This window comes from Coprococcus sp. AF16-5, from assembly GCF_003479365.1.
GTDB classification, from domain to species: Bacteria; Bacillota; Clostridia; order Lachnospirales; family Lachnospiraceae; genus Coprococcus; species Coprococcus aceti.
Window position 1 is genome coordinate 194,355 of sequence record NZ_QUGZ01000001.1, and the last position, 13,490, is coordinate 207,844.

The 13,490-nt window shown below is 43.4% G+C and carries 13 protein-coding genes; all 13 read left to right on the forward strand.

Annotated elements, in window-relative coordinates:
• Nucleotides 1-30 precede the first annotated feature (30 nt).
• Nucleotides 31-276 carry a hypothetical protein gene (locus DWW70_RS00820; protein ID WP_330416363.1) on the forward strand — a complete coding sequence of 82 codons (246 nt, stop codon included), beginning with the start codon at nt 31-33 and terminating at the stop codon, nt 274-276.
• 394 nt (nt 277-670) lie between these two features.
• Nucleotides 671-1,924, forward strand: a complete 1,254-nt coding sequence (locus DWW70_RS00825) for an ATP-binding protein (protein ID WP_118649100.1) — start codon at nt 671-673, stop codon at nt 1,922-1,924.
• Between the two features lie 92 nt (nt 1,925-2,016).
• Entirely contained in the window at nt 2,017-2,373 is a 357-nt protein-coding gene (gene ylxM, locus DWW70_RS00830; RefSeq protein WP_022059475.1) for a YlxM family DNA-binding protein, read from the forward strand.
• Nucleotides 2,374-2,403: 30 nt separating this feature from the next.
• Nucleotides 2,404-3,750, forward strand: coding sequence for a signal recognition particle protein (gene ffh, locus DWW70_RS00835; protein ID WP_118649102.1), 1,347 nt, complete (start codon nt 2,404-2,406; stop codon nt 3,748-3,750).
• Between the two features lie 25 nt (nt 3,751-3,775).
• Complete coding sequence (gene rpsP, locus DWW70_RS00840) at nt 3,776-4,021, forward strand: 30S ribosomal protein S16 (protein ID WP_004851225.1); 246 nt, start codon at nt 3,776-3,778, stop codon at nt 4,019-4,021.
• A gap of 102 nt (nt 4,022-4,123) precedes the next feature.
• A complete protein-coding gene (locus tag DWW70_RS00845) occupies nt 4,124-4,351 on the forward strand; it encodes a KH domain-containing protein (RefSeq protein ID WP_004851223.1) in 228 nt (75 codons plus the stop codon).
• Between the two features lie 167 nt (nt 4,352-4,518).
• On the forward strand, nt 4,519-5,061 hold the full coding sequence (rimM, locus tag DWW70_RS00850) for a ribosome maturation factor RimM (protein WP_118649103.1): 543 nt from the start codon (nt 4,519-4,521) through the stop codon (nt 5,059-5,061).
• 49 nt (nt 5,062-5,110) lie between these two features.
• The gene (trmD, locus tag DWW70_RS00855; protein ID WP_118649104.1) at nt 5,111-5,836 is read left to right on the forward strand and encodes a tRNA (guanosine(37)-N1)-methyltransferase TrmD; all 726 of its coding nucleotides are present in this window, start codon (nt 5,111-5,113) and stop codon (nt 5,834-5,836) included.
• Between the two features lie 138 nt (nt 5,837-5,974).
• Nucleotides 5,975-6,619, forward strand: coding sequence for a hypothetical protein (locus DWW70_RS00860; RefSeq protein WP_118649105.1), 645 nt, complete (start codon nt 5,975-5,977; stop codon nt 6,617-6,619).
• A gap of 165 nt (nt 6,620-6,784) precedes the next feature.
• Entirely contained in the window at nt 6,785-7,462 is a 678-nt protein-coding gene (locus tag DWW70_RS00865) for a response regulator transcription factor (RefSeq protein ID WP_117874256.1), read from the forward strand.
• Entirely contained in the window at nt 7,462-9,072 is a 1,611-nt protein-coding gene (locus DWW70_RS00870) for a sensor histidine kinase (protein WP_117874255.1), read from the forward strand. The genes DWW70_RS00865 and DWW70_RS00870 overlap by 1 nt, the downstream gene beginning before the upstream one ends.
• Before the next feature lie 101 nt (nt 9,073-9,173).
• Nucleotides 9,174-11,075, forward strand: a complete 1,902-nt coding sequence (locus DWW70_RS00875; RefSeq protein WP_055273466.1) for a DNA gyrase/topoisomerase IV subunit B — start codon at nt 9,174-9,176, stop codon at nt 11,073-11,075.
• A 63-nt stretch (nt 11,076-11,138) separates the two neighbouring features.
• Entirely contained in the window at nt 11,139-13,415 is a 2,277-nt protein-coding gene (locus DWW70_RS00880) for a DNA gyrase/topoisomerase IV subunit A (protein ID WP_117549035.1), read from the forward strand.
• The last annotated feature ends 75 nt before the right edge of the window (nt 13,416-13,490 follow it).

Consider the following 13,490-nt stretch of genomic DNA (forward strand, 5'->3'; position numbering starts at 1 on the left):
GATTTCCGGACAGAGAAAGAAGATGACATAATGGGAATCAGGAATATAATAACAAGGCTTAAAATTGGACGTGGTGATGCAGATAACAGGTTCCCATATGATGAGAACATGCATGAGGCTGTCATCAGGTGTTCTATCTGCACCGGTGAGCAGGTCGCAGGTTTTAAGAACAGACAGGACGGCAGCTTTGTGGGTGTGATGGTGATAAAGTCGGATGACGATCTGGAATACTTCAAAGAGCTTTATGGCGTGGAGAAGGTTAGGAAGGTATATTAAAATAAAATTTTCATCGATATTGACATAAAATAGTGTTGAGTATATTATTAAACAAAGGAGTGCCTGCCTTAAGTGGGGATGATAACAGAGTTGTTTCGCTACTTGGGAAACAACATAATACGTAAATGGCTATGCGTTAATCGCATAGCCATTTGCTGTTTTATCAGATGTATACAAATTGGATAATTATTTGATAGTAGAGAGGCGGATATAAATAGATAATAAAAAACTGAATCTGTATAGGGTAGATATTTTTTATATTTTTATTGTTGACTGCTACATAAAAACGTGAAAATACACATAAAATAGTAGTTGGTATTGATTAAGTAGACACGGGATAGTAAAATGGAATTACTAAAAAATGTGTCCATACACAAAAACAAGGAGTGTAACAATGGAAATCAAGAGAGATGCTTACCTTGAACAGTTGAAGATAAGAAAAGATAATGGAATGATAAAGATTATCACAGGAATCAGGAGATGTGGAAAGTCATTCCTATTATTTGTATTATTTAAGAACTATTTATTAGAGAATGGTGTAGATAATGAACACATTATTGAGATTGCATTAGATGGCATCGAAAACGAAGAACTGAGGGATCCGAAAAAGTGTTATCAATACATTAAGGATGCAATGAAAGATGAGCAGAGGTATTATTTGATTTTGGATGAAGTACAGTTTATGCCGCGATTTGAGGAAGTACTGAATAGTTTGCTCAGGATTAGCAATATTGATGTATATGTGACCGGTAGTAATTCGAGATTTTTATCCAGTGATATTGTAACTGAATTTAGAGGCAGAGGTGATGAGATAAGAATTTATCCATTATCTTTCGCTGAGTTCTATAGTGCGTATGATGGAGATTATGACGAAGCTTGGGAAGAGTATATGACATATGGTGGTTTGCCACAGGTAGCACAATTTTCTGTGGAACGCCAAAAGGCAGAATACCTAAAAAATATTTTTACCAATGTCTATATCAGGGATGTTGTAGAGAGGAATAACATTAAAAATGTTGATGAAATTGGAACTTTAGTCGATATTCTTGCTTCTGCCATAGGCGCACCAACCAATCCAACTAAAATATCAAATACTTTCAAAAGTGAACGGGGTATCAATTATAGCAATAAGACTATATCTAATCATATTGATTATTTGGCGGAGGCCTTTTTGATTTCTAAAGCGGAACGGTATGATATTAAGGGAAGAAAATATGTGGGTGCTAACTTAAAATATTATTTTTCAGATGTGGGACTTAGAAATGCCAGGTTAAATTTCAGACAGCAGGAACCTACTCATATTATGGAGAACATAGTTTATAACGAACTGCTTATTAGAGGCTACAATGTGGATGTTGGTATCGTAGATGTGTATGCAAAGAATGATGATGGAAAAACTACTCGTAAGCAGTTTGAGGTTGATTTTGTAGTGAATCAGGGTAGTCAGAGATATTATATTCAAGTAGCCTATGATATGGTTTCTGAAGAAAAACAGACACAGGAATTTAATTCATTTAGGAATATTCCAGATTCATTTAAGAAGATTGTTATAGTAAATGGAACAAAAAAGCCGTATAGAAATGATGAAGGATTTGTGATTATGGGAATGAAATATTTTTTACTTAATGCAGATAGTTTAGAATTTTAGTGAGGTTGTCAAGAAAAAACACTTGACAACTCATCCTGCCTGTATTAGAATAGCCCATGGTAAAGCAAAAATACTTTACAGGCAGGTGCGTTATGGAGAAGATAGTCAGACAGTCTATGTTATATGATTTTTATGGTGAGCTGCTCACAGAGCATCAGAAGAGCGTGTACGAGGATGTCGTGAACAATGACATGTCTTACTCAGAGATAGCGAGACTCAACAACATAAGCAGACAGGGCGTATATGATATGGTAAGGCGCTGTGACAAGATCCTCGAGGAGTATGAGGAGAAGCTTATGCTGGTACATAAGTTCATGAAGGCACAGGAACAGGTTCAGAAGATCAAGGAATGTGCGGATGAGCTCAAGGCGATGAACTCGGATGAACGGCTTGCGGGCAGAATTGAAGATATAGTGAATTATTCAGATAAGATACTCGAAGATTTCTGATGATAGATAATATCAGAAGGGAGAATGTCTATGGCATTTGACAGTTTATCAGATAAACTGCAGAACGTATTTAAGAAGCTGAGAAGCAAGGGCGTACTTACAGAGGACGATGTCAAGGAGGCCATGAAGGAAGTCAAGAGAGCACTTCTTGAGGCTGACGTTAACTTCAAAGTCGTCAAGTCATTTGTCAAGTCGGTGAGTGACAGAGCTGTAGGAGAGGAAGTCTTAAAGGGTCTGAATCCTGGACACATGGTCATCAAGATCGTTAAGGAAGAGATGGATAAGCTCATGGGATCTGAGATGACAGAGCTCAAGCTCAGACCATCCAATGAGATCACGATCATCATGATGTGTGGACTTCAGGGAGCAGGTAAGACCACCACGGCGGCAAAGCTTGCATATCAGTTCAAGAACAAAGGCAAGAAGCCACTTCTTGTGGCATGTGATGTATACAGGCCGGCGGCTATCAAGCAGCTGCAGGTGAATGGTGAGAAGGTTGGAGTTCCTGTGTTTGCCATGGGAGACAACAACAAGCCACTGGATATTGCGAAGGCGGCTGTACAGCATGCAGCCAAGAACAATATCAATCTGGTGTTCCTTGATACCGCAGGACGTCTTCATGTTGATGAGGACATGATGAACGAGCTTGCAGAGATAAAGGAGAATCTGGACATTGCCTACACCATACTGACTGTGGATTCCATGACAGGTCAGGATGCGGTAAATGTAGCGACAACGTTCAATGATAAGATAGGTATAGATGGTGTCATCCTCACAAAGCTGGATGGTGATACCAGAGGCGGTGCCGCACTGTCGATCAAGGCAGTAACGGGCAAGCCGATCCTGTACTCAGGTATGGGAGAGAAGCTTACCGATCTGGAGCCATTTTACCCGGATCGTATGGCGAGCCGAATCCTCGGAATGGGTGATGTAGAGTCACTTATTGAGAAAGCCCAGTCGGCCATCGACGAGGAGAAGGCCAAAGAGATGGAACAGAAGTTCCGCAAAGCAAGTTTTGATTTCAACGATTTTCTTGATCAGATGGCTCAGCTTGAGCAGATGGGCGGCATGCAGGAGATCCTTTCGATGATGCCAGGCATGGCAAGTCAGATGAAGAATGTTGAGATAGATGAGAACGCTGCTAAAACACCAAAAGCAATCGTTCTGTCCATGACACCTAGAGAGCGTTCACTCCAGGATCCGATATCGCCGTCAAGAAAGAAGCGTATCGCAGATGGAGCAGGTGTCCAGATAGCAGATGTGAATCGTTTTCTTAAGCAGTTTGAACAGTCTAAGAAGATGATGAAGCAGATGTCAGGCATGATGGGCGGAAAGAGAAGACGCGGTGGTTTTAAAATGCCTTTTGGCTTAAGATAATTAATATTTAGGAGGAACAAGAACAATGGCAGTAAAGATTAGATTAAGAAGAATGGGTTATAAGAAGCATCCTTTCTACAGAGTAATCGTAGCAGATTCAAGATCACCAAGAGATGGTAGATTCATCGAGGAAATCGGAACATATGATCCTAACCAGGAGCCATCTGTAGTAAAGATCGACGAGGAGGCTGCTAAGAAGTGGTTAGCTACAGGAGCACAGCCAACTGAGTCAGTTGCAAAGTTATTAAAGCAGGCAGGTATCGAGAAGTAATTTTACGGATGTATCAGCTTTTCTATGAAAAGCTGATATGCAGCGCCAGCCATCGACGAAGTCGATTTTGCATGGCTGGTGTTCCATTTGGGAGGTATAGAGATGAAAGATTTAGTAGAAATCATTGCAAAGTCCCTAGTAGATCATCCTGAGCAGATAGCTGTAACCGAGACTGAAGAAGACGGCATAATAAAGATAGACCTTACTGTCGCACCAGAAGACATGGGTAAGGTAATCGGCAAGCAGGGCAGAATCGCCAAATCCATCCGTACAGTTGTCAAGGCAGCTGCTTCAAAGGGTGATAAGAAGGTTGTCGTTGATATTAAGTAGAACTGCATAGGCAGGATAAGTGGTATTTCTTAATCTTCATATGACAGAGGATTTATTACCGAGTTAAGAGGGGGAGTTTATACTCCCCCTTATATTATATGTCACAGGCGTAGGCCTGATGACCTACGCGCGCCTCAGCGTGCTACCATATTTATATAGGAGAGAGCATGGAACATAACACAGAAGACAGACTCAGAGTAGGAGTGATAACCTCAAGCCATGGTATAAAGGGCGAGGTTAAGGTATATCCGACAACGGATGACAATGATCGTTTCAAGACCTTGAAGAAGTGCTATCTGTCAAATGGCAGAGAGACTTTGGAGGTTAATTGTACATCTTGCAAATTTTTGAAAAATATGGTTATTCTTAAGTTCAAAGAATACGATAACATAAATGATATAGAGCGTTTTAAGAACTATGACATACTTGTTGACAGGGAGGATGCAGTTCCTCTCGTGGATGGAGAGTTCTTCATCTGTGATGTCCTTGACGCTGATGTATATGATCAGAATGACGAGCGCATAGGAATCCTTGACGACGTGCTGGAGACTCCGGCAAATGATGTATTTGTCGTTAAGAAGGATGATGGCAGCGAGATCCTTATACCTGTAGTACCGGATTTCGTGTTCGATGTTGACACAGAGAATAAGAAGGTCAAGGTCAGAACATTTGAGATGGTAGAAGCAGATGATTCAGATGACGAGGATTGATCGCATACAGACGTTTGGTGAGATGATGAACATATACTAGGAGCGGACTATGAATTTTTATATTTTGACACTTTTCCCCAAGATGGTTATGAATGGACTTTCAACGAGTATCACGGGAAGGGCCATAGAGTCGGGAAAACTTCATATAGAAGCTATAAATATAAGAGATTACACCCAGGATAAACACAATCATGTGGATGATTACCCATATGGGGGAGGCGCAGGCATGGTCATGCAGGCGCAGCCTGTGTATGATGCATACACGGCACTGGTGGAGAAGCTTGGCAGAAAACCATGGGTCATATATATGACTCCGCAGGGAAGAACCTTCAATCAGGGTATTGCACAGGAGCTCTCGGAGAAGGAGGACATAGTTCTTCTGTGTGGTCATTACGAGGGAATAGATGAGAGGGTTCTTGAGATGATAGTCGATGACTATATGTCCATAGGCGATTTTGTGCTGACTGGCGGAGAACTTCCAGCCATGGCTATCGTGGATGCTGTGTCTCGTCTTGTCCCAGGGGTTCTGAATAACGAGGACAGTGCTGAGATAGAGACTTTTTATAACAATCTGCTTGAGTATCCACAGTATACCAGACCTCCTGAATTCATGGGGAAGAAGGTTCCGGATGTACTGCTTTCGGGCAACCATAAGCTCATAAATGAGTGGCGACTTGAACAGTCTATCACCAGGACGAAGGAGCACAGGCCGGACATGTACGAGAAGTATATGATCGAGAATCCTCCTAAGGAGAAAAAGAAACGAAGAAAATAGCAGGTTGCCACCTGTGGTCTTAAGGTGGTATACTAAGAGGTGGCAGAATTCGAGGTTATTCGAATTCTGCCATAACCTTGTGGAGACGCGACTGCAGGGCATACACAAATACAAGGAAGAACAAGGAGACAAAAGATTATGAAACGCAGATTACTTATGACTATGATGGCTATGGTTCTTGCATTCTCATTTACAGGATGTGGAAACAAGAAGGCAGACGAGACGACGGCAACCACAGAGGCTGCATCAGAGGTGAAGGATGAGTTCATCAAGTTTGTTGGAACAGATATCCCTAAGATGGATACAGAGGAAACGGAGATCATGAAGAAGTTCAACTCATATTTTGCTGAGGGAACTGCTGTTGATACAGATGCTCTGCTCAAGGATTTGACAGACAATCTGCTTCCAAATTATAAGACATTTCTTGACGACGTACAGGCTATAGAAGTCAAGACCGACGAGGTGAAGGCGCTCAAGGATCAGTATTATGATGCCATGAATGCACAGTATGAGGCTATGCAGAAGGTTGAGGCTGCTGTTAAGGATAAGAACAAGGACATCCAGACAGAGGCACAGAAGCTTCTCTCAGACGCCCAGAGCAAGTATACAGCATACAATGACGCGGTATATGCACTTGCCCAGAAGGAGAATGTAACGTTGAACGGCGAGATAGCAACAACTGCAACCAGTGAGGCAGGAAGCACAACAGAGGCCAACACAGAGGCTATAGATCCAAGCGAGGCCATGACAGATGAGGTTGAGACAACAGAGGCAGCGCAGTAGTATTTAAGATATAGAAGAATATTTTGAAAAGCAGTGGATACATGAGTGTGTTCACTGCTTTTTTGCTGTGGTATACTGTAAAAAATATGCTCAGTTCACATTTTTTACAAATATCAATGTTATATTGAGATAAATTGGATATTATTCTATATGTGGAGGTACGATATGGATTCAATAAAGGTTCTTATGGTTGATGATGAGAGCAGAATGAGGAAGCTTGTCAAGGACTTCCTCACAAGAGAGGGGTATATGGTTCTTGAGGCCGGAGATGGTGAACAGGCCCTGGATATATTCATGAATGACAAGAATATATCTCTTGTAATACTTGATGTCATGATGCCTAAGATGGACGGATGGGAGACTCTTAAGGAGATAAGAAAGTTCTCACAGGTTCCGGTTATCATGCTTACCGCGAAGGCAGATGAGCGCGATGAGCTCCAGGGCTTTGATCTGGGAGTAGATGAGTACATAACGAAGCCGTTCAGTCCCAAGATACTTGTTGCCAGAGTTGCAGCGATACTCAGAAGAACAACGGATGCCGCTTCAGATGAGAAGCTTGTAGCCGGAGGTATTGAGATGGATCTGTCGGCTCATGTGGTGACTATAGATGGCAAGCCTATTGAACTCAGCTTCAAGGAGTTCGAGCTGCTGCAGTATTTTATCATGAATAAAGGTGTGGCACTGTCGAGAGAGAAGATACTTAACAATGTGTGGAATTATGATTACTTTGGCGATGCCAGAACCATAGATACTCATGTCAAGAAGCTCAGAAGCAAGATGGGCGATAAGGGCGAATATATCAAGACCATATGGGGAATGGGCTATAAATTTGAGGTGGAGTGATGACCGGATCAAAGAGAACTTCTATCAGAACAAAGATAACTTTATCGCTTGCGGCGACTATACTATTTATGGTTGTCATGTCGTGTGCCATAACCATGCTTTTTATCAAGAAGTATTTCTATCACGGCATGGAACAGATGCTGCTGGATACATACAATTCCTGCAATGAACTGTTCGGCCGGGATGAGGATATAGACAGTAAAGAGCTGGCAAATGATGTGATCAATCAGTCAGGTGCGATGATATTTATCTTCGACAGCGTGAATATGCATGTGTACACGACGGTGAACGAGGAGGCTGCGGTATATAACAACCTGTCATTTATAGCGGACTACTTCAATTACAGTGGTGGCAAAAATCCGGATAATCCGAAGATAAAGAGAAAGCAGATTGAAAAGACAGATAAATATGATATACAGATCACAAATGATAAAAATACCGGAAACAGCTATTATGACGTGGTAGGATTTCTTGACAATGGTTTTGTGGTTGTAATCAGAAAACCAATCTCCAGCGTAGACTCAACGATAATTATATCACTAAAGTTTTTCTTTTTTGTATTCTCGGTTGTTGCGATACTTGGATTTGCCGTGATCTATTTTATCAGCAATGCGGTTGCAAAGCCGATAAAGAATCTTGCGTTGGTTGCCAATCGTATGGCACAGCTTGATCTCGATGTGAAGGTGGATCACGCATCCAACGATGAGATTGGTGAGCTGGCGGACAGTATGAACGAGATGTCATATCAGCTGAGAAACACGCTGACAGAGCTTCAACAGGCAAATGCTAAGCTGCAGACGGATATTGATGAGAAGGTACAGATAGATGAGATGAGGAAGGAGTTCCTGTCCCATGTGTCCCATGAACTCAAGACTCCTATAGCTCTCATACAGGGATACGCCGAGGGCCTTAAAGACAATGTTATAGAGGATGATGAGAGCAAGGAGTTTTACTGCGATGTCATTCTGGACGAAGCTGGCAAGATGAATAAGCTTGTCAGACAGTTACTTGATCTGAATGAGCTTGAATTTGGGGTGGACAGGGTTCATCCTGTGGTATTCGATATAGATGCACTCATAAAGAATGTAGTGGATTCATCATCCATTCTGGTGGAGCAGAACCATGCGGAAGTTGAGCTGGCGGATGAGCTGAATGATGTGTGCAACGTATATGCAGATGAGTTCATGATAGAGCAGGTATTCACCAATTATTTTACAAATGCACTTCATTACTGCAACGATGGAGGCAAGGTCAGAGTGTGGACTGCGAATAAGGACTATGATCAGCCGAGGAGGACTGAGGATGGACTCGTCACAGGCAACTTGAGAGTATTTGTATATGATGAGGGACCAAACATTCCTGACGATGAGCTTGATAAGGTATTCATTAAGTTCTACAAGGTGGACAAGGCGAGGACGAGAGAGTATGGTGGAAGCGGTATTGGACTTTCTATAGTTGCGGCGTCCATGGCGGCTCACAACAAGAACTATGGTGTTTACAATGTGGAGAATGGAGTGGTATTCTACTTCGACCTTGATATCATACAGCAGGATGATGGCGAACCGGAAATGATACCGGAGAATAGCGCAGATAACACGTCAGAACAATAAATACTTTGCAAGAAGGAAACTTTTAGGCTATAATTCTAAGGGTTTCCTTTTTCTGTTGGATTCTGGCATCTGCAAATATATTTATAAAATGGGAGAAGATTATGTCATACAGTGCAAAAAACATTGAGGTGTTAAAGGGCCTTGAGCCGGTAAGACTGAGACCGGGAATGTACATCGGCAACACAGGGCGAAGCGGACTGAACCACCTCATACAGGAGCTTATAGACAACTCGGTGGATGAGCATCTGGCGGGGTATTGCAACAATATATGGGTGAGCATCAACGAGGATGGCTCGGCAACCGTGTCTGACGATGGACGAGGCGTTCCTGTCGATATACATGAGCAGGAGGGAATTCCTGCGGAGCGTGTTGTATACACAGTATTGCATGCAGGTGGTAAGTTTAACAGCTCCACCTACAAGATAAGCGGCGGACTTCACGGAGTAGGTTCTGCAGTTGTAAATGCACTGTCTAACAAGCTTATAGTAGATGTTGCCAGGGATGGCTATCTCTATCACGATACATACGAGAAGGGAATACCGACAACTGAACTTGTTGACGGTATGCTTCCAAAGACAAAACTCAAGGAAAAGAGAACAGGTACAACTGTGACACTCTATCCTGATGATACAATATTTGAGACAGTAAAGTTCAAGGCGGACGCCATCAAGCAGAGGATCAAGGAGACAGCATATCTGAATCCGAATCTTACGATCACATTCCAGAACAAGAGGGATGGCGAGGAGCCTATAGTGTTCCATCAGCCAGGGGGACTTGCAGCATTTGTTGAGGATATATCCCAGGGACTCACACATACATCACCGGTTGTCGCCATATCGGGTGAGAAGGACGGAATCGCCGCAGATATCGTATTTCTGATGACGGAGGACGGTGAGGAGAATATCATAGGATTTACCAACAATATCACGAATCCTGAAGGTGGAACCCATGTGACAGGATTCAAGTCAGCATTTGCCAAGCTTATCAATAATTATGCGAGAAATGAGCTTGGAACTCTGAAAGAGAAGGATTCCAATCTGACAGGTGCAGACATAAGATCTGGCATGCAGGCTATCATATCCGTGAAGCATCCGGATCCTCAGTTTGAGGGACAGACAAAGACAAAGCTTTCAAATACGGACGTGTCAAAGGCCGTTGACGATATCGTGAAGGAACAGCTCACAGTTTATTTTGACAGAAATTATGATGTGCTGAAGGATATAGTGGACAGGGCGGTGGCTCTCTCCAAGAGAAAGGCGCTTGAGAAGTCCAAGATCAATATAAACAAGTTTTCATTTGAGGGAAATGGCAAGCTTGCAAAGCAGGAGTCCTCAGATTCGTCTAAATGCGAGATATTCATAGTCGAGGGAGATTCGGCGGGAGGTTCAGCCAAGACCGCGAGAAACAGAAAGTATCAGGCAATACTTCCACTTAGAGGTAAGATACTCAACGTGGAGAAGAAGCCTGTTGCAAAGGTGCTTGAGAATGCCGAGATCAAAGCGCTCATCAATGCGTTTGGCTGTGGCTTCATGCAGGGCTACGGCAATGATTTCGATATAAGCAAGCTGAATTACGACAAGATAATCATCATGACGGATGCCGATGTGGACGGTGCCCACATAGCGACACTTCTGCTTACATTCTTCTATAGATTTTATCCTGACCTTATCAGCGAGGGACATATATACATAGCTATTCCGCCTCTCTACAGAGTTGGCGAGGGCAAGAACATCAAATATCTGTACTCAGATGATGAGCTTGCAAAGTACAGAAAGACACACACGAACAAGTTCACGATCCAGAGATACAAGGGACTCGGTGAGATGGATGCAGACCAGCTCTATGAGACGACCATGAACCCTGAGACAAGACTTTTAAAGCAGGTATCAGTGAACAGCCGTGTTGAGGCAAATCAGCTCACACAGACGCTCATGGGAACTGAGGTTGCGCCTAGAAGAGAGTACATAGAGACACACAGTGCGGATGCGGTGCTGGATATATAAAAGTTATATTGGAGAATACTTAGCAGCGCGTTTTCACAGTTTGTATTATGAAAGGGATAGATCATGTCGGAAAAGATATTAAATGTAGATTATGAGAGCGAGATGGGACAGTCCTATGTGGATTATTCCATGTCGGTTATAACAGAGAGAGCGCTCCCGGATGTAAGGGATGGATTAAAGCCTGTCCAGAGAAGAATACTTTACTCACTGGATGGTCTTGCAGGTTCCGACAAGCCACACAGAAAATGTGCGAGAATAGTCGGAGATACAATGGGTAAATACCACCCACACGGAGACAGTTCCATATATGAAGGACTTGTAAATATGGCACAGAACTGGAAGCTGCCGATACCACTTGTTGACCCACACGGAAACTTTGGTGCGGTGGACGGTTCCGGTGCGGCTGCCATGCGATACACTGAGGCGCGTATATCTAAGTACACAGAGGATGTGTGTATGAAGGACCTTCCATTCTTTAAGGATCAGTTCATACCAAACTTTGACGGAACGGAGACAGAGCCGACCTTCCTGCCATTCCAGGTGCCAAATATCCTGGTGAGCGGTTCAACTGGTATCGCTGTAGGTATGGCGACAAATATTCCTACACACAATCTCGGTGAGGTCATAGATGCCACAGTTGCATATCTGAATGATCCTGAGATACAGCTTGAGGATCTGCTTGCGCTCATGCCGGGACCGGATTTTGCCACAGGTGGAATCATCAATGCAACACCTGAGGAGTTGTATAATGTGTATGCCACAGGACTTGGCAAGATCAAGGTGCGCGGTAAGGTAGAGGTCAGGGATATCGGATACGGAAGAAAGAGTATATGTGTCACAGAGCTTCCATATACAATGATCGGAGGTACTGCCAAGTTCCTTGATACTGTCGCAGAGCTTGTCAGAAACAGAGAGCTTCCAGCGGTCGTGGATATCGCGGACAGAGGAGACAAGAACGGTGAATGCCTGTGTATAGATGTGAAGAAGGGAACTTCTGACGAGGAGATACAGAACATCATCAATATATTATATAAGAAGGCAGCCCTTGAGGATACATTTGGCGTGAATATCAACTGCATCAACAACGGCAAGCCGGAGGTCATGGGACTCAAGAAGATACTGAAGGTATACACAGATTTCAAGTACGGTCTGTATGACACGAAGTATAGAAAGCTTCTGGCACAGCAGGAGGAGATCAGGGAGATCAAGATGGGACTTCTCACAGCGGTTGACTGCATAGACCTGATCATAGAGATACTCCGCGGAAGTACAAAGGTTGCAGATGCAAAGGCGTGTCTCATGCACGGCGATACATCGAATATCAAGTTCAGATTCAAGGGCTCAGAGGCGGACGCAAAGTTCCTGTGCTTCACAGAGAAGCAGGCGGATGCGATACTTGCCATGAGACTTCAAAAGCTCATTGGTCTGGAGATCAATGCCTTAAAGAAAGAGCTGGCAGACGCTGAGAAGCTCATCAAGAAGTACACAAGGCTTATGGAGTCCAGGGATGCCATGAAGCAGCAGATGATAGATGACATGCTTGAGATCAAGGCAAAGTATGCCATACCTAGAAGGACTCAGATTCATAACTATGGAACTGTTGTTGTGAAGAAGGCTGAGGTCGTGGCTACAGATGTGGCTGTACTTCTCGACAGATTCTATTACATCAAGGTTGTAGATGCAAATGTATACGAGAAGAACATCGACCAGATCACGAAGGATTACAGATTTGCGGTTAAGTGTCAGAATCTTGACAGGATAGCGGTATTTGCTGACAATAATCAGGTGTATACGATCAAGGTTGCAGACATCATTAAGCTTCAGGCGAAGAAGAACACCAGCAAGAAGGGCGGAGGAAGCCTCATAGGACGTCTTGCCGACAAGGGAATCCAGGTGTTCGAGTTCTGCAACATGAATGGTGACGAGAATATCCTGTTCATGGACTGCATAGAGCATTTTGTGACTGACAAGCTGCTGTTCGTCAGTAAGCAGGGGCTTGCCAAGGTTGTTGACGGCTCCGCATTTGACACCACAAGGCGTGCTGCAAATGCTTCAAAAGTCGGTGATGATATCATATATATCGGCAAAATCTCCGAGGGCGACTTCATAATCGCACAGTCAGAGAAGGGCTATTACATAAGAGTTGACGCAGCGGAGATTCCTGAGAAGGGCAAGGGCGCAGCGGGAGTCAAGCTCATCAACTTAGAGGGTGACGATGTCCTTGAGTCGGTATTTGTGGGAAGCACAAAGGATACCTTCAAGGTTGGAGATAACGAGATAATCTTTACCAGAGTTAAGCCGGGCAAGCGCGGCGGCAAGGGAAGCAAGCTGAGGTTCTAAAGAATTACATGCGAGAGCAGAATATCTATTATAACATAGGCATAAGATAATACAGGTACTTGACGTACGGTTTTC